The organism is Nonomuraea terrae (genome assembly GCF_004348995.1).
GTDB classification, from domain to species: Bacteria; Actinomycetota; Actinomycetes; order Streptosporangiales; family Streptosporangiaceae; genus Nonomuraea; species Nonomuraea terrae.
The window spans coordinates 19,338-44,462 of the sequence record NZ_SMKQ01000010.1; the positions used below are offsets into that span (position 1 = coordinate 19,338).

Genomic DNA, 25,125 nt, shown 5'->3' on the forward strand with positions numbered 1-25,125 from the left:
CTACTCCACCTCCGTCACCGCCTCGGCGAACTGGGCGGAGTACAACCGGGCGTAGGCGCCGTCCGCCGCCAGCAGCGACTCGTGCGTGCCCTGCTCGACGATGCGGCCGTTCTCCATGACCAGGATCATGCTGGCGTCGCGGATGGTGGACAGCCGGTGGGCGATCACGAAGCTCGTGCGCCCCTCGCGCAGCGAGCTCATCGCCCGCTGGATGAGCACCTCCGTCCGGGTGTCGACCGAACTGGTCGCCTCGTCCAGGATCAGGATCGCCGGCTCGGACAGGAACGCCCGGGCGATCGTGATGAGCTGCTTCTCGCCCGAGCTGACCGTCGCGCCCTCCTCGTCGATCACGGTGTCGTAGCCGTCGGGCAGCGTGTGGGCGACGCGGTCCACGTGGGCCGCCGCCGCGGCGGCCTCGACCCGCTCGCGGGTGGCGCCCTCGGCGCCGTAGGCGATGTTCTCCGCGATCGTGCCGCCGAACAGCCAGGTGTCCTGCAGCACCATGCCGATGTTGGCGCGCAGCTCCTCCCGCGACATCTCGGCGATGTCGACGCCGTCGAGCGTGATGCGCCCGCCGGTCACCTCGTAGAAGCGCATGATCAGGTTGACCAGCGTCGTCTTGCCGGCCCCGGTGGGGCCGACGATGGCGACGGTCTGGCCGGGCTCCACGGTGAGCGACAGGTTCTCGATCAGCGGCCGGTCCTCCGTGTAGCGGAACGAGACGTTCTCGAACGCCACCCGGCCCCTGACCCGCTCCGGCCGCGCCGGCTCGGCGGGCTCGGGAGACTGCTCCGGGGCGTCCAGCAGCTCGAAGACCCGCTCGGCCGAGGCGACGCCCGACTGCACCAGGCTCGCCATGCCGGCCACCTGGGTCAGCGGCTGGCTGAACTGCCGGGAGTACTGGATGAACGCCTGCACGTCGCCCAGCGAGATCGAGCCCGAGGCGACCTTGAGCCCGCCCACCACGGCGACCAGCACGTAGTTGAGGTTGCCGATGAACATCATCGCCGGCTGGATGGTGCCGGAGATGAACATGGCGCGGAAGCTCGAGTCGAACAGCGCCCGGTTGTGCTCGGCGAAGGTGTCGGCCGCCTCCTGCTGCCGGCCGAACACCTTGACCAGCGTGTGGCCGCCGTACATCTCCTCGATGTGGCCGTTGAGCTTGCCCGTCGACGCCCACTGCTTGATGAACTGCGGCTGCGACCGCTTGCCGATGGCGGCGGTCACGACGATCGACACCGGCACGGTGACCAGCGCGATGAGCGCCAGCACCGGCGAGATCCAGAACATCATCACCAGCACCGCCACGACCGTCAGCACCGACGTGATGAGCTGACTCAGCGTCTGCTGCAACGTCTGGGCGATGTTGTCGGTGTCGTTGGTGGCGCGGCTGAGGATCTCGCCGCGCGGCTGGCCGTCGAAGTAGCTCAGCGGCAGCCGCGCCAGCTTGGCCTCGATCCGCTCGCGCAGCCGGGACGCCGCCCGCTGCACGACGACCGTGGTCAGCCGGAACTGCGCGATGCCGAGCGCCGCCGCCACCAGGTAGATCGCCAGCACCCAGGCCAGCACCTGGGCCAGCTCCGTGAAGTCGATGCCCTGGCCGGGCACGACGTCCATCGCGGCGACCATGTCGGCGAACGTGGCGTCGCCGCCGGCGCGCAGCCCCGCCACGGCCTGCTCCTTGGTGACCCCGGCGGGCAGCTGGGCGCCGATGATGCCGGAGAAGATCACGTCGGTGGCGTAGCCCAGGATCTTGGGGCCGGTGACGGTCAGCGCGACGCTGGCCGTGCCGAGCACCAGCACGACGATCAGCATCGCGCGCTCGGGGCGCAGCAGGTCGAGCAGCTTGCGCAGCGTGCCGCCGAAGTCGTGCGGCTTCTCCACGGGCGCGCCCATCATCCTGCCCGGGCCCGGCCCGACCGGGGGACGGCGCTCGGTAGCCTGCGCGCTCATGCCGCGGCCTCCTGTTCGGTGAGCTGGGACAGCACGATCTCCCGATAGGTCGGGCACGTGGTCATGAGCTCGGCGTGGGTGCCGCTGCCGACCACGCGGCCCTCGTCGAGCACGAGGATGCGGTCGGCGTCGCGGATGGTGTTGACCCGCTGGGCCACGATGACGATCGTGGCGTCGGCGATGTCCTCGGCCAGCGCGGCGCGCAGCCGGGCGTCGGTGGCGTAGTCGAGGGCGGAGAAGGAGTCGTCGAACAGGTAGATCTCGGGCCGATGCACCAGCGCCCTGGCGATGGCCAGACGCTGGCGCTGACCGCCGGAGACGTTCGTGCCGCCCTGGGAGATCGGCTCCTCCAGGCCGCCGGGCATCGCCTCGACGAACTCGCGCGCCTGGGCGATCTCCAGGGCCCGCCAGAGCTCGTCGTCGGTCGCGTCCGGCCGGCCGTAGCGCAGGTTGGAGGCGACGGTGCCGGAGAAGAGGTAGGGCTGCTGCGGCACCAGGCCGACCGCGCGGGAGAGCACCCCGGGGTCGAGCTCGCGTACGTCGACGCCGTCGACCAGCACCTCGCCGGCGGTCGCGTCGAACAGCCGCGGGATGAGGTTGAGCAGCGTCGTCTTGCCGCTGCCCGTGCTGCCGATGATCGCTGTCGTCCGGCCGGGCCGCGCGGTGAAGGTCACGTCACTCAGGACCGGCTCCTCGGCGCCCGGATAGCGGAAGCCCACCGAACGCAGCTCCAGCTCGCCGATGCGGCGTTCCGGGGTGACGGGCTTCACGGGCAGGATCACGGTCGGCTCGGTGTCGAGCACCTCCCGGATGCGCTCGGCGCAGACCTCGGCGCGGGGGATCATCATGAACATGAACATCGCCATCATCACCGACATGAGGATCTGCATCAGGTAGGAGATGACGGCGGTCAGCGCGCCCACCTCCATGGTCCCGTCGGCGATGCGGTGGCCGCCGAACCACACGACGGCGACGCTGGAGACGTTCACCACCAGCATGACCGTGGGGAACATCAGCGCCATCAGCCGCCCGACCTTCAGCGACACGTCGGTCAGCTGCTCGTTGGCCACGGCGAACCGCTCGCGCTCGTGCCGGTCGCGGACGAACGCCCTGATGACCCGGATGCCGGTGATCTGCTCGCGCAGCACCTGGTTGATCCGGTCGATGCGCTCCTGCATCGTGCGGAAGTGGGGGCGCATCCGCATCACGATCGCGCCCACGATGACGATCATCACGGGCAGCACGACGAGCAGCAGCGACGACAGCGCCGCGTCCTGGCGCAGCGCGAGCACGATGCCGCCGACGCACATGATCGGCGCCGCCACCATCAGCGTGAACGTCATCAGCACGAGCAGCTGGATCTGCTGCACGTCGTTGGTGGTGCGAGTGATCAGCGACGGCGCCCCGAACTTGTTGACCTCCTGGGCGGAGAAGTCCTGCACCCGGTGGAAGATCGCGGCGCGCAGGTCACTGCCGAGCGCCATCGAGGTGCGGGCGCCGTAGTAGACGGCCACGACCGAGCAGATGATCTGGACGAGCGTCACACCGAGCATCACCAGCCCGACGCGGACGATGTAACCGGTGTCGCCGGTGACGACGCCGTGGTCGATGATGTCGGCGTTGAGCGTGGGGAGATAGAGCGTGGCCAGCGTCTGCACGAACTGGAAGAGGACGACGAGCGTGATCTCTTTCCCGTACGGTCTCAACTGGCCCCGCAGGAGGCGGAGCAGCATCAGGGGGAGCTTTCTGTGAAGGGGGCGGGGGCGGGCCGCACGAGCAGCCCGTCGAGCAGGACGGAGACGATCTCCTCGTCGTCCATGTCGCCGAAGTCGCCGCCTTCGCCGAAACCGCGGTGCACGCTCACGGCGACCAGCATGAGCAGCAGCTGCGCCGCGGCCTCGGGAGAGCGGCGCATGCGGTCGCGGTCGGGGGCGACCACGGCGGCGACCGCGCCGGCGATGCGGCGACGGGAGTCCATCAACCACTCGAGGAACCCTGGGTCGGCGGCGATCGCATCTTTGGGCAGACCCATGAGGGTGGTGTTGTCGGTCATCCGGGCTCGCAGCACCGCGGCGGCCTCGCGCAGCCGTACGCGAACGTCGAGCTCGGCGGGGATGGCGGCCAGGGCCTCTTCGGCGGGCCCCGGGTCGAAGGCGTGCATCAGCGTGGCCCGCAGCAGCGAGGCCTTGTCGGGGAAGACGCCGAAGATCGTGCCCTCGGCGACGCCGGCGGCCTCGGCGATCTGACGGGTGCTCACGGCGGTGCCGTGCTCGCGCAGGAGGGGAAGCGTGGCGCTGATGAGCGCGGCCCGCCGGTCTTCCGGCGCCATGGCCGGCACTCTACGCCTTTTACCCATGTCGGGCAGCCTACTGAGCGAGCACTCACTCGTTCAAATGGTTTTCCACGACCGTGAGGGAAAGGCGGCTGTCACCTCCCATGGACAGCCCAACTTTCTCTAGTTACTTTGAGTAGTAGATCAAATGCGAAGCGTGACCGACCTTGGAGGGTTCACCATGCGCCGCGTCTCCCGTCCGCTGATCGTCGCCGCTCTGGCAGGCGGTCTCCTCGCCCTGTCCGCGCCGGCCGCGTCCGCCAACCCCGACGACCACCACCCCTACCGCGGAGGCCTCCACTCAGGACTCGACGCCGGCTTCGGCGCGGCCGCGGGCCCCGGCCTCGGCACCGGCCTGGCCGGCGGCCTCACCGGCGGCCTCGGCCTCCGCTAGGAACCGACCACGACCCCGCGGCCTCCCCCCGGGGTCGGGGCGTTCTCCTCGGGGCGGCGGCTCAGCCGCGCAGGTCCATCGTCATCGTGGAGCCCCATGGAGCGCGCCGCGCCTCCTGGAAGCCCATGGCCAGGTAGAAGGCGAAGGCCCGGGGGTTGCCGCTGCCGACGCCCAGGTGCAGGCCGGGCACGCCCCGGGCGCGCAGGGCCTCGATCAGGGTCATCATGAGGCGGCGTCCCTGCCCCGCGCCCTGGCCCCGGGGCAGGAGGTCGATGTGCAGATGAGCGGGGTGGGCGTGGAGCATGTCGGCAGGGGTGCGCGGCGGATCGTGCAGGTGGGCGACGCGCCGCCAGTCCTGTGTGCCGTCGCCCGGGTCGGCGGCGAGCCGCCGGGGATACCGGGCACGCAACCCCGGCCACCACGCCTCCTCCAGCCACTGCTCGAAGGCCGCCGTGTCGGCGGTGGCGACGACGTAACCCAGCAGCCCCTGGTCGTCGTACGCGACCCAGGTGAGCCCGGGATCCGCGATCGGGTACGGCCCGGCGTAGACGTGCCCGAGCAGCTCGGGGTCCCGGTACAACGGGGTGGCGTCCCGCCCGGAGTCGCCCGTCTCCAGGCACACGCGGTACATCCCGGCCAGGTCGAACGGCTCGAAGGGACGTATCACCGCATCACCGAGACCGCCAGCAGGAACCAGGCGCTGTGCGGAATCCACTGCTCGGCCCACCTCCACGACTCGCCGCCGGCACGGTGCTCCGGCGGCATGAACGCGATGTCGTGCTCGTCGTCGACACCGCTGGTGATCCCGTTCAGGATGCCACCGGGAACGTTCTGGAAGGCCGTGGAGTACTCCACGTTGTTCCTGCCCCGCCCCTGGAGCATGGACGCGTCGAACGGGTTGAGCCCGGTGATCCACTGCACCTGGTCCTCGGCCAGCCTGTGCAGCCGGTCGCGCAGGCCGGGCGGGCAGCCGGGCAGCCCGGCGGCGAGCAGCGCGGCGTACGCGGTCGAGCTGATGCCCGCGTTCTCTCCCTGCCACCAGTAGCCGGTCTCGTTGTCGTGCGGGTAGAAGAAGCTCGTCCTGGGCGATGCGCCGAGCGGCTGGGTGTACTGGCGGGGATAGCCGAAGGGGTTGTGCACCTCGTCGGTCATGGTGACCGCGTCGCGCAGCAGGGTGAGGGCCAGGTCGCGGGCCCGTCCCGCCTCCGGGGACGCCTGGAGCACCTCGGCGAAGCGCATGAGCGCCACCGCCGGCAGCCCGGGCTCTGCCGCGTGGAAGAACGGCCGGTCCTCCACGTCGCCCCGCAGGTAGCCGAACCCCCGCCCGGAGTCGGTGTACCGGGCGGCCAGCGAGGCGGCCCGGCGCTCGGCCGCCGCCGCGAACACCGGCAGGTGTTCCGCGCCGAAGCCGTGCTCGGCGGCGTGGGCCAGTTCGGTGGCGGCCATCAGGGCGCAGTAGTCGTCGATGACGGACTCGTGGCCGTCGTAGAGGTAGTCGGCGTTGTGCCGTTCCAGGTGCGTGAAGCCCCGGTGGGCGGCCGCGAAGTAGTCCTCCGGCGCGAAGTCGCCGTGGTCGTCCTGGACGGCGGCCCTGGCCAGGGCGGCGATGGCCATGCCGCCGCCCTGGCGGTAGGCGGCCTGCCAGCGGGTGGTGCGCACGCTGTTCTGCAGCGGCGCGTTGATCACCCGTTCTTCGAGCTTCTTGGTGAGGGCGTCGAAGACGGCCGTGTAGAAGTACCCCTCCTCGGACTGGAAGCGCACCAGGAAGTCCGCGCCGTAAAGCCCTTCGTCGCGCATCCTGGCGCCGAGCGCGCGGGACAGCTCCGGGTGCGTCCCGCGCAGGTGGTCGCGGGCGGCCAGGAAGGCCCACGCGCACAGGGGGGTCTGCTGGGGGTTCATCATCCGGGTGTAGTTGAGGTGGCTGAGGAACTTGCTGTGGTCGCCGGAGGCGTCGAGCCAGCCGCCGCCGGCGTCGACCGTGCGCCCGGAGTCGTCGAGGTGGAAGCGGGCGTGCCGGTCCTTGCGGTCGATCTCGCCGCTGGAGCGCACGGCCTTGAAGTAGTACAGGACGTCGGAGAGCGTCTGGTGGTGGACGCGGCGCTCGGCCACCTCGAACGGCGCCGAGCGGACGCCGTCGACCTCCACGTGATAGGTGCCCGCTGCCCGCACGTGGTCGAAGTCCAACCGGGCGAACCGGCCGAGCGACCACCCGTCGACCCGGTGGAGCGGGCCGGGGGCCAGTTCGGTCCTGGCGCCGTCGGCGGCGACCAGGCACGCCGACCGGATCTCGGCGGGTCCGCGGGCGAGCACCACGGCCTTCTTCGACCCGGCCGTGTTGTAGCCGAGGTGGCTCGTCAGGACGCTGATCACCGTGGCGCCTTCTCGGCCGCGATGCGCTCGGCGTAGTAGCGCGCCGAGCGCTTCGGGATGCGTTGCTGCGTCGCGTAGTCCACCCGGACGATGCCGAACCTGCGGTCGTAGCCGTAGGCCCACTCGAAGTTGTCCAGCAGCGACCAGGCGAAATAGCCCCGCAGGTCGACGCCCCGCGCTCGGGCCGCGAGCGCGGCGTCGATGTGGGTGCGCAGGTAGCGCTCACGATCGGCGTCGTCCACGTAGCCGTGCTCGTCGGCCACGTCGGGATAGGCGGCGCCGTTCTCCGTGATGTACCAGACGGTTCCCGGATAGTCGCGCTCCAGGCGCAGCAGCAGATCGGTGAGCGTCTCCGGGGTGACCTCCCAGTCCATCGCGGTGCGCTCGACGTCGCGCGCGACCGTGGCGGACGCCGGCCAGCCGTTGTCCCCGGTCGGCGCGGCGCGTACGACCCGGGAGGTGTAGTAGTTGACCCCGAGTACGTCGACCGGCTGGCCGATCAGCTCCAGGTCGCCGTCCCGCACGGGGAGCGGGCACCCCAGCTCGGCCAGCTTGCCCGCGATGTCGTCGGGGTAGCGTCCGCGCAGCAGCGGGTCGAGGTAGAGCCGGTTGCTCATGCCGTCGTCCCAGCGGGCCGCGGCCAGGTCGGCGGGCGAGTCACTGGCGGGGATCTTGTGCGACAGGTTGAGCGTGATGCCGACCTCCAGCCCGTCGGCGCGGCCGGCGGCGGCCGCCCGGTCGCGGATGACCTTCGTGGCCAGCCCGTGCCCGAGCAGCAGGTGGTGGACGGCGGCCATGCCGGCGCGGGCGTCCTTGCGGCCGGGCGCGTGCTCACCGTACACGTAGCCGAGCATGGCCGAGCACCACGGCTCGTTCATGGTGGTCCACTGATCGACCCGGTCGCCGAGCGCGTCGTAGGCGATCGCGGCGTAGTCGGCGAACCGATGGGCGGTGTCACGGGCCGGCCAGCCGCCGGCGTCCTCCAGCTCCTGGGGCAGGTCCCAGTGGTACAGGGTGATCCACGGCAGGATGCCGGCCGCGAGCAGCTCGTCCACCAGGCGGTCGTAGAAGGCGATCCCCTCCCGGTTGCCCGGGCCCTTTCCGCCGGGCTGAATGCGCGGCCAGGCCAGCGAGAACCGGTAGACGTCCACCCCCAGTTCCTTCATGAGCGCGACGTCCTGTGGCATGCGGTGGTAGTGGTCGCACGCGACCGCGCCGGTGTCGCCCGCGAACACGGCGCCCGGGGTGGCGCAGAAGGTGTCCCAGATGGACGGGGTGCGCCCGTCCTCGTCCACGGCCCCCTCGATCTGGTACGACGAGGTGGCCACGCCCCAGAGGAACTTCTGTGTCATCGGTTGTGCACTCCTAGATCGGTGATGGGTCACGGCTCGCGAGAGATCGACTCGACCCACTTCTTGGTCTCCTCGATCCGCCCGGGGCCGGAGCGCCGCCAGACACCCGTGCCACCGGTCTGCCAGGGCCGGGGCCCGCCGAGCGGACGATATTCCACGCCGAGGGCGTCCAGCCGGGCCAGATGCGTCCGCAGGCGGCTCTCGAACTCGTCGAGGTGGTCGATGCCGCCGCGCCACAGCACCTCGGCGAGGGCGCACGCGCGGGGGAAGGCCAGGTAGTCGAGGTGCCGCTGGTGGGGCACCCACTCGCTCCACACCTGCCACTGGCCGCCGAGCACCCGAGAGCGCCGCTCGTCCGGCCATCCGGGCGGAGCCGGGGTGAAGGCGGCCACGTCGGCCAGGGTGATCGCACCGCCCTCGGAACGCCGCTCCTCCGGCAGGTCCGACTGGTCGAAGTTGAAGTAGGTGGGGAACAGCGGGGCGCGGACCACGTCATGGGTCCGCGCGGCGCGCTCGGCCACCTCGTGGCCGCGCCAGGCCATGACGATCGTGTCGGGCAGCACGCCGCCGGTGACGAAGGCCTCGTCCCACACCACCATGCGCGCCCCGCGACCGGCGAGGAAACGGCCGAGCTCGCGCAGGAAGTGGCCGTGCATCTGGCGCGGCTCGGTGTAACCGTGCGCCGCCATCTCCGCCGCGATCGCCGGGTCCTCCGCCCACCAGCTCATGTCGCACTCGTCCCCGCCGAGATGGACGTACGGCGCGCCCGTCGCGTCGAGGAGCTCGCCGAGCACGTCCCGCAGGAAGGACACGACCGGCTCCGTCGGGCTGATCGACGAGCGGCCCGCCCAGACGGTGTCCAGGACGGCCTGTTCCTCTCCCGGGCGGCCGAGCTCGGGGTAGGCCGCGCGCAACGCGGACGTGTGCCCGGGCAGGTCGATCTCCGGCACCAGAACGATGCCGTGGGAACGCGCATAGGCCGAGATCTCCGCGAGGTCCTCGAGGGTGTAGTAGCCGCCGTGCGGGGTTCCGTCCGGCACGCCGTCGGGGCCGAGCCGGGTGGAGGGCCGCCAGGCGCCGACCTCGTGCAGGCGCGGGTGGAGGCGGCTCTCGACCCGCCAGCCCTGGTCGTCGGACAGATGCAGGTGCAGCCGGTTGTAGCGGTGGGCGGCCAGCAGATCGACGTAGCGCAGCACAGTGCTCTTCGGGAAGAAGTGCCGGGCCACGTCGAGCATCGCGCCGCGCCAGCCGTACGCAGGCGCGTCGGTGACCCCGCCGCACGGCACGGTCCAGCCGCCTGGCGGCGCGCCCGCGCTGCGCCAGATCTCCACCGGAAGAAGCTGGCGCAGCGTGGTCAGGGCGCCGGACACGCCTTCGAGATCGCTCGCCTCGACGGTGACCCCTCGCTCGGCGATCCGCAGGGTGTAGCCGCCGGTCGGCGTCCCCTCACCGACACGTACGGCGAACCGTGTGGTCTCAGTGGTATTGCCTGGCTCGCCTCCGGCCGTGGACGGACCTGGTCGAAGACCGGCCAGGAACCGGCGGGCGAGCGACGCCACCTCCTGCGGACCCTCCACCGTGAGCGGCATTTCCGCAGTTAAACGGCATATTCCGGGGTGCGGATCGACCGTCGCCGGGCGCGGGAGCAAGGAGGACCAGCCATTCACCACATGTTCACCCCATCAAACGAAAGACCTACTAATAACGGGCGAAGGTACTGGTTGTCTTACCTTGGTGCAAGTGGTATCTTCCCGGTACTTCACTGGTATTTCGCCCTGGTCGGGGACGTTTTCCGCGGTAGCCCGGCCCATGAAGAGGTGATCATGGCGGTCAATCAGACCCTGCCTCGAGTGAACCCACCACCCGAGAACAAGCTCCCCGCCCAGCGGAAAATGCCCTTCCTGAGCCGGCTCTGGCGCGACTCACCGCTGCTTGTCATGGTCGCGCCCGCCGTGATCATCCTGCTGCTCTTCACCTACATCCCGTTGCTGGGCAGCGTGATCGCGTTCATGGACTACGTCCCCTTCCTGGGCTTCACCGGGTCGGAGTGGGTGGGCTGGTCCAACTTCAGCTCGCTCTTCTCCGACTCGGCGTTCTGGAACGCGCTGTGGAACACCGCGCAGATCACCTTCCTGCAGATCGTGCTCTTCTTCCCGGTGCCGATCGTGCTGGCGGTCCTGCTGAACACGGTCGCGATGCCGCTGGCCAAGCGGTTCGTGCAGTCGGTGATCTACCTGCCGCACTTCCTGTCGTGGGTGATCATCGTCGCGCTGTTCCAGCAGATCCTCGGCGGGAACGGCGTGCTGAACCGCTTCCTGATCACGCACGGGATGACGCCGCTCGAGATCATGTCCAACCCCGACACCTTCAAGCTGCTGCTCACCACGCAGGCCATCTGGAAGGACGCCGGCTGGGGGACGATCATCTTCCTGGCCGCCATCGCGGCCATCAACCCCGGCCTCTACGAGGCCGCCACCATCGACGGCGCGGGCGCCTGGCAGCGCTTCTGGCACGTCACGCTGCCCGGGATGCGGCCGATCATCGTGCTGATGCTGATCCTGCGGCTCGGCGACGCCCTGACCGTCGGCTTCGAGCAGATCCTGCTCCAGCGGGACGCGGTCGGCCCCGGAGCGGCCGAGGTGCTGGACACCTTCACCTACTTCAACGGGGTGGTCGACGGGAGCTGGGGCACCGCGACCGCCGCCGGCCTGTTCAAGGGCGTCGTCAGCCTCCTGCTCGTGCTCGCCGCCAACAAACTCGCCCACCGGCTCGGAGAGGAGGGTGTCTACCGGCGATGAACTCCCGTCCCGTATGGCTGGGCAAGCCCAAGCCGATCGCCGTCGCCCTGAAGGCCCTCGCGCTCGTGCTCATCTGCGCGGTGGTCATCTTCCCCTTCCTCGTCGTGATCTCCACCAGTCTGGCGACCAAGCAGCAGATCGACGCCAACGGCGGCTACGTCATCTGGCCCACAGAGATCTCGTTCGAGGCCTACAAACAGATTTTCAACGGCACGCAGGTCTCGCGGTCGATCATGATCAGCGTGGGCGTGACGGTGGTCGGCACCGTCTTCAGTCTCGCCTGCACCGTGCTGGCGGCCTACGGCCTGAGCCGCAGGCAGTCGCTCTTCCAGCGCGGTCTGCTGTCGTTCGTGCTCTTTACGCTGCTGTTCGCGCCCGGCATGATCCCCGTCTATCTGATGGTCAAGCAGCTGGGCATGCTCAACACGTACTGGTCGCTGATCATCCCCACCGCGGTGAGCGCATTCAACATCGTCATCGTCCGCGGTTTCATTCAGGCGATACCGCACGAGCTGTTCGACGCGGCGCGCATGGACGGGGCGGGCGAATGGCGCATTCTCCGGTCCGTCGTGCTGCCGAATTCCAAAGCGGTCGTCGCGGTCGTGGGCCTTTTCATCGCGGTCGGCTACTGGAACAACTATTTCGGCCCGCTGCTGTATTTGAACGACACGGAGATGTGGCCCCTCCAGCTCGTCATGCGCACGTTCGTGCTGGAGAACAACGTCACCACCAATGCGCAGGCCATTCCCGGATACGTGGCACCCCCCGCACAGTCCGTGCAGATGGCGCTCGTGGCGATCGCCACGCTGCCCATCCTGTGCGTCTATCCCTTCCTGACCAAGCACATGTCCAAGGGAATGCTCACCGGGGCCATCAAGGGTTAACGGATCACCGTAAAGGAAGAACATCATGGCTAGCAGAATCCCCGGCGAGGGGCTCACCCGCAGATCGCTTCTGCGGAACGCGGGTCTGGCCGCGGCGCTCGTGCCCGTCAGCGGAGTGCTCGCCGCGTGCGGCTCCGGCTCTTCGGGCGGGAGCACGGGCGGCAGCCCGGCCGGCAACGGCCAGACGGCGCCGATGCCCACGTACGTGCCGCCGAACAAGCCCAAGCCGCTGTACGAGGGCAACGCCCAGGGCGTCATGGACGTCTACGAGTCCTTCCCCATGGACGGCCCGAGGACGGTGACCGGGACGATCGGCGACGGCGGTGACTTCAACGTCATGATCATGACGTATGGCCAGCCGGCCCCGCCGCTGAACGAGAACGTCTACTGGCAGCTGCTGAACAAGGAGCTCAACCTCAACGTCAAGCCGCTGCAGGTGCCCTTCGCCGACTTCCAGACGAAGTTCCCCGCGCTGGTCGCCGGCGACGACCTGCCGGAGTTCGTCTCCGTGCCGATCTTCCAGAACATCTCCCGCCTGCCGCAGCTCGCCGAGGCGCAGTTCACCGACCTGAGCGAGTTCCTGTCCGGCGACGCCGTGAAGAAGTACCCGAACCTGGCGGGCATCCAGGAGGCGGGCTGGCTCAACGGCTACCTCAACGGCCGGATCTACGGCGTCCCCCGCTCCGACCCCATCTTCACCACGCAGATCTACACCAAGACGGACGTGATCGAGGCGGCCGGCGCCAACCCGAAGCCGAAGAACCTCCAGGAGTTCCGCGACCTGGCCAAGGCGGTCACCGACCCCAAGGCAGGGGTGTACGCCTTCGGCGGCAACATCGCCGACTTCCTGATGATGATGTTCGGCGTCCCCAACAAGTGGACGCGCAAGAGCGACGGCACGTTCGTCTCCGCGTACGAGCACGAGGCGTTCGTCCCGGCCATCGCCGAGCTGGCCGCGCTGTACAAGAGCGGCGTCTTCCACCCGGACACTGCCACCCTGATCGACAACAAGACGCAGCGGGACGCGCTCTTCCGGTCCGGCAAGCTCGCCATGGTGCACGACGGCAACCGGGCGTTCGGCATCGTCGCCGACGACAGGAACCTCGTCTTCGACATCATGCTGCCGTTCGGCAAGGACGGCGGAGACGCCGTGCACTGGACCGGCAACGGCGCCTACGCGATCACGATGATCAAGAAGACGACCGACAAGAAGAGGATCGACATGTTCCTCAAGGTCCTCGACTACATCGCGGCCCCGTTCGGCTCCAGGGAGTCGTTCGTGATCAACTACGGCGTCGAGGGCGAGGACTACACGGTCAAGGACGGCGTGGCCGTGCTGACCACCCGCGGGCAGCGCGAGCAGGACCTCGGCCTGGCCTACATCGCGGGCGGCCCCCAGGTGCTGTGCAACCCGCAGGGCGCGCCGGGCGTGGACAAGCTGAACTACGACTGGCAGCAGAAGGTCGTCTCGACCCTGCTGGACAACCCGGCCGCGCACCTGTACTCGCAGACCTTCAACACCAAGGGCGCCGCCCTGGAGAAGCAGATGCAGGACGCGATCGTCGCGGTGTTCCTCGGCCGCGAGCCCGCCTCCAGCCTGACCTCCGCGGTCCAGAAGTGGAAGGCCGGCGGCGGCGACCAGATGGCCAGGGAGTACGCCGAGGCCCGCTGACTCGCGGAAAGGAGCCATCCGGAATGAAACTCAGGAACGGGCCCTCGGCGCTGGTCGTCGTCGAGGGCACCGACCTCCACCACGACCTGCTCGGCGCGGCGCTGGCCCTGCAGGAGATCGTGATCGAGGGCGGGCTGCCCGCGGCCCGCGCCGTCGGCCTCGACCGGTTCGTCGACCCGATGCCGGCCACGGCCGAGGCGGACGTCTACGTGCTGTACCGCTCGTCGGTCACCTTCGACCCCGCGCAGCAGGAGGCGCTGTCGGCCCTCGTGGCCGCGGGCAAGGGGCTCGTCGCGGTGCACGCGAGCAACCTGTTCGGCTTCGGTCCGGGCGGACTGGACGCCGACCGGGCGGCGTACGAGCTGGTCGGGTCGCGCTACGTCTCCCACGGCGACGCGGGGTCGGAGGGCCGGATCGAGGTGTCGGTGCGTGAGGGCCACCCTGTGACCCGATACCTGGACGACTTCGCCATCGACGACGAGTACTACGTGCTGGAGTACGCGCCGGACGTCCAGGTGCTGGCGGAGCGCCGCGCGGGAGAGGGCACCGAGCCGGTCGCCTACGTGCGCGAGCACGGCGCGGGCCGGGTCTGCTACACCTCCCTCGGCCACGACGCGCGGGCCTGGGGCAACCCCTGGTTCCGCCAGCTCGTACGGCAGGCCAGCCTGTGGGCGGCGGGCGTCGGCGACGACGTCATCGGCTCCTGGTCCACCCGCTGGCCGCTGGGCAACGCACGCTTCATCGGGGGCGCGGCATGAGCGATCAGATCGTGCCGCCGGTCGCCGCCCAGCTCTGGTCGCTGCACGAGGACGCCGCCAAGGATCTGCTCGGCGTGCTGGAACGCGTCGCGGAGATCGGCTACACCGCGGTCGAGCCCATCAGCCTGTACGGCCACGCGCCGTCGGCCGTGCGGGCCGCCCTGGACCGGCTGGGCCTCGGCGTGTGCAGCATGCACGTCCCGTTCCCGTCCGGCGAGGACGCCCCGGCCATCCTGGACGCCTGCCAGGAGCTGGGCGTCGAGACGCTGGTGTGGAGCCTGGAGCCGGAGGAGTTCGGCACGCTCGACGGCGTGCTGGCGGGGGCCCGGCGGATCAACCGCGCGGCGGCCAACGCGGCGGCGCGCGGCATGCGAATCGCCTACCACAACCACTTCGCCGAGTTCGTCAACGTCTTCGGCGGCCGCCGGGCCTACGACATCCTGCTCGCCGAGCTGGATCCCGCGGTGGTCGTCGAGCTGGACACGTACTGGGTGGCCGTGGCGGGGCTGGACCCCGTGCCGGTGGCCTCCGGGCTCGGCGACCGGCTGGAGTTCACACACCTCAAGGACGGTCCCGCCACCGGCATGGACGACTACATGGTGCCCTTCGGCGAGGGCACGGTCGACGTGGCGGCCGTCGCGCGGGCCAACCCGGCGGTCAGGTGGTCCATCGTCGAGGCCGACCGCTCCCACCAGGACATGTACGGGCTGCTGCGCGCCTGCTACGACTTCCTCGTCGGCGCCGGCCTCGCGACCGGCCGCCGGCCCGTGCACACCGGGGGTGCGTCGTGAGCGGGCCCCGGGTGCTCATGCTCGGGGGCACAGGGGTGATCAGCGCCGCGTGCGCGCGCCGGTTCGTCTCCGACGGCTTCGACGTCACCGTCCTGACCAGGGGGCGCACCACCCTGCGGCCGCTGCCGGAGGGCGTGCGCCGGCTGACCGCCGACGTGCACGACGACGCGTCCATGCGCGCCGCGCTGGGGGACGAGACCTTCGACGCGGTCGTCAACTTCGTCGGCTACGTCCCCGCCGACATCACCGCGGACGTGGCCAGGTACGCCGGCCGCACCGGACAGTACGTGTTCATCTCGACCGGCTCGGTGTACGCCCGTCCGGTGCCGGACCTGCCGGTCACGGAGTCGTCGGCCCGGCGCGCGGGGAACTTCGACTACCCGGCGCAGAAGCTGCGCTGCGAGGAGGAACTCGAGCGGGCCTTCCGCTACGAGGGGTTCCCCGCGACGATCGTGCGGGCGGCGCACGTCTACGACGAGACGGTGTTCCCCACGCTGGCCGGCTGGACGGTGATCGACCGCTGGCGGCGGGGCAGGCCGGCAGTCGTGCACGGGGACGGCACCTCGTTGTGGAACCTCACCCACGCGAGCGACTTCGCCGTGGGGCTGGCCGGTGTCGTCGCCCGCCGCGCCGCCGTGGGAGAAAGCGTGCACATCACCTCCGACGAGCCGCTCACCTGGGACGGAATTCACCACTGCCTGGCCAGGGCCGCCGGCGTGGAGCCGAGGATCGTGCACCGGTCCAGCTCGGACATCGGCCGGGAAATCGCCTGGATGGGCACCGTTCTGCAGGAGGATTTCCGGCACTCGATGTTTTATGACAATTCCAAAATCAAGCGGCTCGTCCCGGGTTTCTCGGCGCAGGTGCCATTCGAGAGGGGAGCCCGGGAGATTCTCCGATGGTTCGACGCGGATCCGTCCCGGCAGCAGGTCGACGCGGAGCTGGACGCGGCCTTCGACCGTCTTGCCGGAGATTGTGATGGATAATGGTATCCGGCACGGGTCCAGGGCGAGAATGCCGCTAGGTTCGTCGAGGAAACAGCAGCTGGGGACAGGGAAAGACATGGACGCGGTGAACACGTCGCCTCAGAGGCCTCTCATCGCGCCGGAGAATCCCGAGCCCTTGTGGGCGCAGGCGGCCGAGCTGATCGAGCGTCAGGTGCGCGAGGGCGCCCTTCCCGCCGGCAGCCGGTTGCCCGCCGAGCGGGAGCTGTGCAACCAGCTCGGCATCAGCCGGGTGACGCTCCGCCGCGCCCTGCAGCACCTGGTCGAGCGCGGTGTCATGCGGTCCTCGCACGGTCGCGGGTGGTACGTCGCCGCCCGTTCCGATCGCGAGTGGCCCAACTCCCTGGAGTCCTTCACCGAGACGGCCCGCCGCAAGGGCCTGGCGCCGACGTCGCGGGTGCTGCGCGCCGAGATCAAGCAGGCGTCGCTGGACGAGGCGGACGAGTTCGGCGTGGCGGCCGGGGCCGACCTCTTCCTGCTGGAGCGGGTGCGCATGCTCGACGGCGTGCCGATCGCGGTCGACTCCTCCCGCGTCGCGGCCAATCTCGTGCCCGGGCTCTCCTCCGTCGACTTCACCCGCGCGTCGCTGCTGGAGGAGCTGGCGGCGGCAGGCGCGGAACCGGTCGTGGCCGAGTCCACCATCGAGGCCAGGGGCTGCCCGGAGGATCTCGCCGAGCCGCTGGAGCTCAAGCCGGGCGATCCCGCCCTGATCATGACCCAGACCATGATGGACGCCGCGGACCGCGTCGTGCTGGTCTCGACCATCACCTACCGCGGCGACCGCTACCGGCTGCGCACGTCGTTCGTGCGCGGTTCCTGACGCCGGCCGCCTCCCACCACCACCCGCGGTCTCCTATGGCCTTCTCTGGTATTATGTGGTCTTAAGGTTGATTTAAGTGATTTCTTGCTGGTACGCCCCCGAGAGGAAACCCACACTATGACCGGGGTGAGAATCCCCTACCTGGAAGGACGAGCGCGCCAGCCGGCAGCGCTGGAGCGGATCGCGGCCAGGGTCGCGGCTCAGCTCCCCGCGCTCGGCGGAGTGCTCGCCCCGGCCGAACGGCCGGTGTTCGTCGGCATCGGGGCCAGCTACGCGGCCCTGACCCTGCCGGTCGGACTCCTCGCCGAAGGCGGGATCCTCGCCCGCAGGGAGCTGGCCGGCGAACTGGGCCCCGGTCTCGCCCTCACCGACGCCGACCTGATGCTCGCCGTCTCACAGTCGGGACGTAGCACGGAGACCCTCGAGTCCCTGTCCCTGATGCCGGACGGCCGCCGGGCAGCGGTGGTGAACGTCGTGCCCTCGCTGCTCAGCCAGGCCGTCGACCACTGCGTCGACCTCGGCAACGAGCCCGACAGCTACGCCTCCACCATCGGCTACACCGGCACCCTCGTCGCGCTCGCCATGATCGCTCGCACGCTGCTCGGGGCGGCGGCGGCCGAGGCCGCCCGCGAATGGGACGGGATCGGCGCCGTGCTGGAGCGGCACGAGTCGGCACTGGCTCCGGTGGTGGACGAGGTGGCCCGCCGGGCCGCCGGCGTGGGGGCCGCCGACGTCGTCTCCTCCGGGGCCTTCCGCGCCGTCTCCGAGTCCGGCGCGCTGCTGCTGCGCGAGGTGTGCCGGGTGCCCGCCTCCGCGCTGGTCACCCGTAACTACCTGCACGGCGAGATGGAGTCGGCCGGGGACACCCTGCACGTCATCATCGGCGACGGCCGGGAGCTGGGGCTGGCCGGGAGCCTGGCCGCCGCCCGTCACCACACCCTCTGCGTGACCTCGGCCGACCTCTCCCCCACCGAGCACCTGCACGTGGTGCCGATCCCGGCCGCGGCTTCCCTCCCCGTACGCGTGGTCCTCGCCGCCGCCGTGCTGCAGCGCCTGGCGGGCTCGCTGGCGCAGGCGCGCGGGGTGGAGATCGAGGACTTCGTCTTCCACAACAGCGACACCAAGATCGAGGAACCGGTCTGATGAACCGGGTCGTGGTCGGCGTCGACGTCGGCGGCACGAAGACGCGGATGCGGCTGCTCGACCTGGCCGCCGGCGAGATCGTCGCCGACCGTACGGTGCCGAGCGCCGGCTGGCAGACCCGGTCGATGCCAGCCGCCGCCACCTGGCTGGCCGAGCGGGTGACTGCTCTGCCCCGCCCGGGCGACGAGGTGGTGCGGGTGGTGGCCGGGGCGCACGGTTGCGAGACGCCCGAGCAGTGCGACCAGCTGGGACACGAGCTGGAGTCCCTCGGACTGCCGGCCTCGGTGGTCAACGACGCCCAGCTGCTCGTCCCCGCGGCGGGGCTGAGCGCGGGGATCGGGCTGGTCGTGGGCACCGGCTCGATCGCCGTGGGCAGGCACCGCGAGACCGGGGCCCATCTGTCGGCCGGCGGCTGGGGGTGGGTGCTCGGCGACGAGGGCTCCGGCTCGGCGCTCGTACGCGACGCGGCCCGCGCGGTTCTCGCCCGAGCCGACGACGGCGCGCCGCTGGAAGCGCTCGGCCGGGCCCTGCTGCGCTCCTACGGCGTGTCCGGCCTGCCCGAGCTGGCCGCCGCGATGAGCTGGGACGGCGGGGTGGAGACGTGGGCCGAGCACGCGCCCGCGGTCTTCGCCGCCGCGTCCGAGGGCTCCGAGCCGGCGGCCGACGTCATCCGCAGGGGCGGCGCGGCACTGGCGGACCTGGCGGCTCGGCTGGCCCGGCGAGGCGCGGAGACCGACGCCGTGGTCGCGGCGGGCGGCGTGATCGTCGGCCAGCCGTCGCTGTTCGAGGCGTTCGAGGAGGAGCTGGCGTCCCTGCTGCCGGGGGTGACCGCGACGTTGCTGCGTGAGCCGCCGGTCGCCGGGGCGGTCGAGCTGGCCCGCCGCCTGGTGGCCTGAGCCCCGCATGAGTTGAGGAGGACGCGTGAGATACGCGCAAGTGGTCTCGGCCGGTCACTCGGAGATCGTCGAGGCCGCCGACACGCCGCCGGGGGCCGGTGAGGTACGGGTACGGACCCTGGCCTCCGGGATCTGCTCCTCGGAGGCGCCCGCGTGGGCCCGCCACGAGGGCGCGCCCGTGCGGCTGGGACACGAGCTGACCGGCGAGATCGAGGCGGTCGGGCCCGGGGTGTACGGCTGGTCGGCGGGCGACCGGGTGACCGGCTTCGCCTCGCCGGCCTTCGCCGACGTGGTGAACACCCCCGCCGCGGCACTGCTGCCGGTGCCGGCCAACGTGCCGGCCGTTGCGGCCCTCGGGGAGCCGCTCGCCTGCGTCGTCGAGGCGCTGTCCCGCTGCCCGATCGTCGCCGGGCAGCGGGTCGCCGTGGTCGGGCTCGGCTTCATGGGGCTCATCGCGGTGCAGGCGGCGGCCGAGGCGGGACCCGTCCGGCTGGTCGGCGTCGATCCGCTGCCCAACGTCCGGGACCTGGCCCTGGCGCTGGGGGCCGGGGAGGTGTGCACGCCGGAGGAGGCGGCCGGGCTCGCCGGGGGCTTCGACGTGGTCGTCGAGTTCACCGGCAAGGCCGCCGGCCTCAAGCTGGCGGGCGACCTGGTGACCCGGCACGGCACGCTCTGCGTGGCCGGCTACCACCACGACGGCCCCCGGGAGCTGGACGTCGAGCTGTGGTATCGCGGAGTGACCATCGTCAACGGGTTCAGCGGAGAGCGCCGGCGGACCATGGCGGCGCTGCGCGAGGGGCTGCGGCTGATGGCCGACCGCCGGCTCACCCTGGAACCGTTGATCAGCCACACCGTGTCTCTCGACGACGTGGACCGCGGCTTCGGCTACCTCGCCGACCGGCCGGCGGGCTTCGTCAAGTGCGTCGTCACGCCGGAGTGAGCGCAAAACATGCACGACATGCATGTTTGCCCAATGTGCACGATTGGGTAGTGTGGTCGGCGACCGATGGCCTGTGGAAGAGGATGTGGCGATGACGGCTTCCGACGAGCAGCGCACGACGACCGAATCCCCCACCGCGATGCGGCGGCTGTTGCCGGCGGACATGGTGGAGCGAGGCGGATGTCCGTTCGATCCGCCGGCCGGGTTGCGGGAGCGGCGCGGCGAGGGGGCGGTGCAGCCGCTGAAGCTGGCCAACGGCGCTTCGACCTGGCTGGTCACCGGCCTGGAGGAGGCCAGGGCGGTGCTGAGCGACCTGCGTTTCAGCTCCGACCGCGTGCGCCACCCCGACGCCACCCAGCTGCAGGCCCACGAGGTCGAGCAGCTGGCCGCCGGTGGCGGTGCGGCGCCGAAGGTGGAGAGCCGTACCGACGGGATGTTCGTCTTCATGGACCCGCCGGAGCACACGCGCCTGCGGCGCCTGCTGACCGGCCAGTTCACCGTCCGGCGGATGAAGGCGCTGGAGTCGCACATCCGCGAGATCGCCGTGGAGCACATCGAGGCGATGCGGGCGGCGGGCACCGAGGCGGACCTCGTGCCCGCGTACGCGCTGCCGATCCCCTCGCTGGTGATCTGCGAGATGCTCGGGGTCGACTACGCCGACCGCGCCCGGTTCCAGGAGAACACCCGCATCTCGCTCGACTCCACCAGCGGCGACGACGAGCGGGCGCGTGCCGGCCTCGAGCTGTACGGCTTCATCCAGGAGCTGGTGGCGGCCAAGCGGGCCGAGCCGGCCGACGACATGCTGTCCGGGCTCATCCACGACGCCGACCCGCCGCTGACCGACTCGCAGCTGGTCGACATGGCGCTCGTGCTGCTCGGCGCCGGCCACGAGACCACGGCCAACATGCTGGGCCTGGGCATGTTCGCGCTCCTGGAGCACCCCGACCAGCTCGCCGCGCTGCGCGACGACCCGGCCCTGCTCGACAACGCGATCGAGGAGCTGCTGCGCTACCTGTCCATCATCCAGATGGGCGTCAGCCGGGTGGCCACCGAGACCGTCACGGTCGGCGGCGTGGAGATCCCCGCGGGCTCCACCGTGATCATCGCGACGCCCGAGGTCAACCGCGATCCCCGCCACTGGAGCGAGCCGGACCGGCTGGACGTGCGCCGGCCCCGCGCCTCCCACCTGGCCTTCGGGCACGGCGTGCACCAGTGCATCGGCCAGCAGCTGGCCCGGGTGGAGATGCAGGTCGGCCTGGGGGAGCTGGTGACCCGGATGCCGGACCTGCGCCTGGCCGTCCCGGCCGAGCAGGTGCCGCTGCGCAACGAGATGCTGATCTTCGGAGTCCACTCCCTGCCGGTCACCTGGACGTGACGGAACGTGCCGGCGGGCGCCTGAACGACAGGCGCCCGTCAGGACAAAACGGACGTTCCGGTATAAGGGACTTTCGTGGCTCGTTCCCAACACCTTCTCGATGTGCTCATGGCGGAGTTCGGGCCGTCCATCGAGCGTGACCCCGCGGCGTTCCGGCGCAAGTTCCGCAAGATGGCGGCCTCGCCGTTCGCGTTCTACCGCGGCAGCGCGTGCGTGTTCTACGCCGACCTGACCGGCGCGTTCGCCGACGACGCGTACCTGGACGCGCAGACCGGCCGGGTGTGGATCCACGGCGACCTGCACGCCGAGAACTTCGGCACGTACATGAACGCCACCGGCGAGCTGGTCTTCAACGTCAACGACTTCGACGAGGCCTACGTCGGGCCGTACATCTGGGACCTCAAGCGGCTGGTGGCCAGCCTGGCGCTGATCGGCTACGCCAAGGCGCTGTCCGACGACGCGATCACCGCCCTGGTACGCGAGTTCGCCGAGGCGTACCTGGCCGAGCTGGCGGGCATCGTGCACGGCGGCGACGACGCGATCGGCTCGCTCACGCTGGCGACCACCACCGGCGTGCTCCACCACGTGCTGCAGCGGGCGCGGCTCAACACCCGGGTCGCGCTGCTCGACCTGGAGACGACGATCGAGAACTTCGATCGCCGCTTCGGCGTGATGGAGGGCCGTTTCCCGGTCGACGAGGCCACCCGGCGCCTGGTCGAGGCGGCCTTCGACGGCTACCTCGGCACGCTGCCGCAGGTCTCCGGCATCGAGTACGAGATCAAGGACATCGCGCTGCGCACCGGGGTGGGGATCGGCTCGGCGGGGCTGCCGTCGTACAACCTGCTGCTGGAGGGCCACACGCAGGCGCTGGAGAACGACGTCATCCTGTACATGAAGCAGGCCCAGACGCCCGCGGTCGCGCGGCACATCGACGACGAGCGGGTGCGGTCGTACTTCCGCCACCAGGGCCACCGCACGGCCGAGTCGCAGCGTGCGCTGCAGGCCTACGCCGACCCGTGGCTCGGCTACACCGAGCTGAACGGCGTGGGCCAGCTCGTCGCCGAGGTCTCGCCGTACGCGGCGGACCTGGACTGGGACGACGTCAACGAGCCGGAGGAGTTCGCCTCCGTGGTGCGCCACCTCGGCGTCGCGGCGGCCCGCATGCACGCGGTCGCCGACGACGAGTCCGCCCACGACCTCGTCGACTTCTCCACCGAGGACGCCATCGCCGCGGTCATCGGCGACGACCGGGCCGGGTTCGTCCAGGCCCTGGTGGACTTCGCCCACGCCTACGGCGCCCGCGCCCGGGCCGACCACCAGCTGTTCGTCGATCTGTTCCGCAACGGCCGGCTGATGCCCGGGCTGTAGGTCAGGCGTCCAGGACGGCGGTCGCGACGGCCTCCGGCGTCATCGGGATCCGGTCGAGCGCGGCAGCGGCGGCGGGCCCCACGGCGTCCCTGATGGCCGCGGCGATCGCGGCCGGCGCCGACAGCAGCGGCGGCTCCCCCACCCCGGTCAGCCCGTACGGCGAGTCCGGCCGCGGCAGTTCGAGGATGTCGAGCACGGTCGGCGGCATGTCCATCGTGGTCGGGATCAGGTAGTCGGTGAACGACGGGTTGAGGATCCGGCCGTCCCGGAGCCTGATCTCCTCCATCACGGCCAGCCCGAGCCCCTGCGCGATGCCGCCGTGCATCTGGCCCTCGACCGCCACTGGGTTGATCGCCCTGCCGACGTCCTGGGCGCAGGCGATCTCCACCACGCGCACCGATCCGAGCTCCGGGTCCACGTCCACGACGGCCCGGTGCGCGGCGAAGGCGTAGGCCACGTGGGCGTCGCCCTGCCCGGTCTCCGGGTCGAGCGCCTCGGTGAACCGGTGGCGGAAGACGGCCGTCTCGTCCACGTCGCCCTCTGCCAGCAACTCCGCGAGCGTGATGGACCGGGCGGACGACGTCACCGCGCCGCCGCCGATGGTCAGCGCGCCGGCGGGCTCGCCGAGCAGCGCGGCCGCGCGTTCCAGCAGCCGGGCGCGGACAGCCAGGCACGCGGCGCGCACGGCGCCGCCGGACATCCAGGTCTGCCGCGAGGCCGACGAGGTGCCGGCGTCGCCGACCTCCGTGTCGGCGGGCAGGATCGTGACGCGCGCGACCTCCAGCTCGGTCCGCGCGATCTGCGCCTGCACGGTGACGAGCCCCTGGCCGACCTCGGCGGCGGCGGTGTGCACCTCGGCGACCGCCTCGCCCTCGTGGGCGAACAGGCGCACCCGGGCGGTGCCGTAGTCGTCGTACCCGGCGGACTTGCAGATGTTCTTCACCGACAGCCCGTAGCCGACGCCGCGTACGAGCCGGTCGGCGCGCGTGGAGTTGGAGGTGCCGCCCGGCAGCAGCCGGGGATCGTCCGCGGCGGGCGGCGGCAGGGGTCTGTCCGCGACCCGGCGCAGCAGCTCGGCCACGGGGGCGGGCCCCTCGACGCGCTGCCCGGTCGCCATCGTCGAGCCGGTGCTCACGGCGTTGCGCAGCCGCAGCTCGACCGGGTCCATGCCGAGCGCGGCGGCCAGCTTGTCCATCTGCGACTCGTGCCCGAAGCAGACCTGGACGGCGCCGAAGCCGCGCATCGCCCCGGCGGGCGGGTTGTTGGTGTAGACGGAGCGGCAGTCGATCTCGACGGCCGGCACCTCGTACGGTCCGGTCGCGAAGCAGGCCGCGTTCCCGGTCACGGCGGCCGACGTGGAGGCGTACGCGCCGCCGTCGAGCAGGATGTCGGCCTTGACGTAGAGCAGCCTCCCGTCGCGGGTGGCGCCGTGCTCGTAGCGCATGCGGGCCGGATGGCGGTGCACGTGACCGGCGAACGACTCCTCACGCCCGTAGCTCATCTTCACCGGCCGGCCCAGCCGCAGCGCCAGCAGGCAGGCGTGGGCCTGGACGCTGAGGTCCTCCCTGCCGCCGAACGCGCCTCCCACGCCGGAGAGCGTGAGCCGTACGTGCTCCTTCGGCAGGGCGAGGCAGCCGGCGAGCTGGTCCTGGTCGATGTGCAGCCACTGCGTCGAGCAGTAGAGCTCGACGCCCTCCTCGGCGGGCACGGCCAGGCAGGACTCGGGGCCGAGGAACGCCTGGTCCTGCATGCCGACCTCGTACTCGCCGGTCACCACCACGTCGGCCCGCGCCAGGGCGCCGCGGCGGATGCGCAGGTGGCGCACGAGGTTACCGCCTTCGTGCAGGGCGGGGCTTTCCAGCGCGCGCTCGGGGTCGGTCAGCGCGGGCAGGGGCTCGTACGCGACCTCGACGAGCCCGGCGGCGCGGCGGGCCAGCTCGGGGGTGTCGGCCGCGACCACCGCGACGGGCTCGCCGACGTAGCGGACGACGTCCTCCGCCAGCACCGGCTGGTCGCGCTTCTCCAGCCCGTACCGGTTGACGCCGGGCACGTCGGCGGCGGTGAGCCCGGCGTGCACGCCGGGCAGCGCGAGCGCCGCGGACGCGTCCACGGACACGACGCGCGCGTGCGGGTGCGGGCTGCGGACGGTCGCGCCCCACGCCATCGCGTCGTGCCACAGATCGGAGGAGTACGCGAAGTCGCCGCGCACCTTCGCGTCCGCGTCGGGGCGGCGGGCCGAGGCGCCCACACCGTCGGCCGTGAGGGGCTGCGTCAT

Annotated in this window: 21 protein-coding genes; 13 read left to right on the forward strand and 8 right to left on the reverse strand. The window is 71.1% G+C overall.

Annotated elements, in window-relative coordinates; genetic code table 11:
- Genes E1286_RS06075 through E1286_RS06085 form a run of 3 tightly spaced genes read right to left on the reverse strand, consistent with a single transcriptional unit; the run spans position 1 to position 4,282 of the window.
- Positions 1 to 1,953, reverse strand: a complete 1,953-nt coding sequence (locus tag E1286_RS06075; protein WP_132609551.1) for an ABC transporter ATP-binding protein — start codon at positions 1,951 to 1,953, stop codon at positions 1 to 3.
- A complete protein-coding gene (locus tag E1286_RS06080; RefSeq protein WP_165969603.1) occupies positions 1,950 to 3,686 on the reverse strand; it encodes an ABC transporter ATP-binding protein in 1,737 nt (578 codons plus the stop codon). The genes E1286_RS06075 and E1286_RS06080 overlap by 4 nt, the downstream gene beginning before the upstream one ends.
- Positions 3,686 to 4,282, reverse strand: a complete 597-nt coding sequence (locus E1286_RS06085) for a TetR/AcrR family transcriptional regulator (RefSeq protein WP_223189581.1) — start codon at positions 4,280 to 4,282, stop codon at positions 3,686 to 3,688. Before E1286_RS06085 ends, E1286_RS06080 begins: the two co-directional genes overlap by 1 nt.
- Positions 4,283 to 4,442: 160 nt before the next feature.
- Between E1286_RS06085 and E1286_RS06090 the strand changes: the two genes are divergently transcribed.
- Positions 4,443 to 4,679: a hypothetical protein gene (locus E1286_RS06090; protein ID WP_132609555.1), complete on the forward strand. Its 237-nt coding sequence runs from the start codon at positions 4,443 to 4,445 to the stop codon at positions 4,677 to 4,679.
- A gap of 61 nt (positions 4,680 to 4,740) precedes the next feature.
- On the opposite strand, the gene E1286_RS06095 is transcribed toward E1286_RS06090, so the two are convergent.
- Genes E1286_RS06095 through E1286_RS06110 form a run of 4 tightly spaced genes read right to left on the reverse strand, consistent with a single transcriptional unit; the run spans position 4,741 to position 10,071 of the window.
- Positions 4,741 to 5,346 carry a GNAT family N-acetyltransferase gene (locus tag E1286_RS06095; RefSeq protein WP_223189583.1) on the reverse strand — a complete coding sequence of 202 codons (606 nt, stop codon included), beginning with the start codon at positions 5,344 to 5,346 and terminating at the stop codon, positions 4,741 to 4,743.
- A complete protein-coding gene (locus E1286_RS06100; protein WP_132609557.1) occupies positions 5,343 to 7,049 on the reverse strand; it encodes a glycoside hydrolase family 9 protein in 1,707 nt (568 codons plus the stop codon). Before E1286_RS06100 ends, E1286_RS06095 begins: the two co-directional genes overlap by 4 nt.
- On the reverse strand, positions 7,046 to 8,401 hold the full coding sequence (locus E1286_RS06105; protein ID WP_132609559.1) for a GH1 family beta-glucosidase: 1,356 nt from the start codon (positions 8,399 to 8,401) through the stop codon (positions 7,046 to 7,048). Before E1286_RS06105 ends, E1286_RS06100 begins: the two co-directional genes overlap by 4 nt.
- A 29-nt stretch (positions 8,402 to 8,430) precedes the next feature.
- Positions 8,431 to 10,071, reverse strand: a complete 1,641-nt coding sequence (locus tag E1286_RS06110; RefSeq protein WP_132609561.1) for a beta-N-acetylhexosaminidase — start codon at positions 10,069 to 10,071, stop codon at positions 8,431 to 8,433.
- Between the two features lie 180 nt (positions 10,072 to 10,251).
- Here E1286_RS06110 and E1286_RS06115 point away from each other — a divergent pair, with 180 nt between their 5' ends.
- The 12 genes from E1286_RS06115 to E1286_RS06170 all read left to right on the forward strand — a co-directional run bounded on the left by E1286_RS06115 (position 10,252) and on the right by E1286_RS06170 (position 22,850).
- Positions 10,252 to 11,199 carry an ABC transporter permease gene (locus tag E1286_RS06115; RefSeq protein WP_246074490.1) on the forward strand — a complete coding sequence of 316 codons (948 nt, stop codon included), beginning with the start codon at positions 10,252 to 10,254 and terminating at the stop codon, positions 11,197 to 11,199.
- Positions 11,196 to 12,083: a carbohydrate ABC transporter permease gene (locus tag E1286_RS06120; RefSeq protein ID WP_132609565.1), complete on the forward strand. Its 888-nt coding sequence runs from the start codon at positions 11,196 to 11,198 to the stop codon at positions 12,081 to 12,083. The genes E1286_RS06115 and E1286_RS06120 overlap by 4 nt, the downstream gene beginning before the upstream one ends.
- A gap of 25 nt (positions 12,084 to 12,108) precedes the next feature.
- Complete coding sequence (locus tag E1286_RS06125; RefSeq protein WP_132609567.1) at positions 12,109 to 13,755, forward strand: type 2 periplasmic-binding domain-containing protein; 1,647 nt, start codon at positions 12,109 to 12,111, stop codon at positions 13,753 to 13,755.
- Between the two features lie 23 nt (positions 13,756 to 13,778).
- Positions 13,779 to 14,513 (forward strand): ThuA domain-containing protein, encoded by a 735-nt coding sequence (locus tag E1286_RS06130; protein ID WP_132609569.1) that lies wholly within the window; start codon positions 13,779 to 13,781, stop codon positions 14,511 to 14,513.
- A complete protein-coding gene (locus tag E1286_RS06135) occupies positions 14,510 to 15,304 on the forward strand; it encodes a sugar phosphate isomerase/epimerase family protein (protein WP_132609571.1) in 795 nt (264 codons plus the stop codon). Before E1286_RS06130 ends, E1286_RS06135 begins: the two co-directional genes overlap by 4 nt.
- Positions 15,301 to 16,290 carry an NAD-dependent epimerase/dehydratase family protein gene (locus E1286_RS06140; protein WP_223189585.1) on the forward strand — a complete coding sequence of 330 codons (990 nt, stop codon included), beginning with the start codon at positions 15,301 to 15,303 and terminating at the stop codon, positions 16,288 to 16,290. The genes E1286_RS06135 and E1286_RS06140 overlap by 4 nt, the downstream gene beginning before the upstream one ends.
- Before the next feature lie 76 nt (positions 16,291 to 16,366).
- Positions 16,367 to 17,128, forward strand: a complete 762-nt coding sequence (locus tag E1286_RS06145) for a GntR family transcriptional regulator (protein WP_132609573.1) — start codon at positions 16,367 to 16,369, stop codon at positions 17,126 to 17,128.
- Between the two features lie 126 nt (positions 17,129 to 17,254).
- Positions 17,255 to 18,271, forward strand: coding sequence for an SIS domain-containing protein (locus tag E1286_RS06150; protein WP_223189587.1), 1,017 nt, complete (start codon positions 17,255 to 17,257; stop codon positions 18,269 to 18,271).
- Positions 18,271 to 19,167, forward strand: coding sequence for an N-acetylglucosamine kinase (locus E1286_RS06155; RefSeq protein ID WP_132609577.1), 897 nt, complete (start codon positions 18,271 to 18,273; stop codon positions 19,165 to 19,167). The genes E1286_RS06150 and E1286_RS06155 overlap by 1 nt, the downstream gene beginning before the upstream one ends.
- 25 nt (positions 19,168 to 19,192) lie before the next feature.
- The gene (locus tag E1286_RS06160; RefSeq protein WP_132609579.1) at positions 19,193 to 20,107 is read left to right on the forward strand and encodes an alcohol dehydrogenase catalytic domain-containing protein; all 915 of its coding nucleotides are present in this window, start codon (positions 19,193 to 19,195) and stop codon (positions 20,105 to 20,107) included.
- A 91-nt stretch (positions 20,108 to 20,198) separates the two neighbouring features.
- Entirely contained in the window at positions 20,199 to 21,482 is a 1,284-nt protein-coding gene (locus tag E1286_RS06165) for a cytochrome P450 (protein ID WP_246074491.1), read from the forward strand.
- Between the two features lie 75 nt (positions 21,483 to 21,557).
- Positions 21,558 to 22,850, forward strand: coding sequence for a DUF2252 domain-containing protein (locus E1286_RS06170; RefSeq protein ID WP_246074493.1), 1,293 nt, complete (start codon positions 21,558 to 21,560; stop codon positions 22,848 to 22,850).
- A 1-nt stretch (position 22,851) separates the two neighbouring features.
- Here E1286_RS06170 and pucD read toward each other — a convergent pair whose 3' ends face one another.
- Positions 22,852 to 25,125 carry a xanthine dehydrogenase subunit D gene (gene pucD, locus E1286_RS06175; RefSeq protein WP_425464738.1) on the reverse strand — a complete coding sequence of 758 codons (2,274 nt, stop codon included), beginning with the start codon at positions 25,123 to 25,125 and terminating at the stop codon, positions 22,852 to 22,854.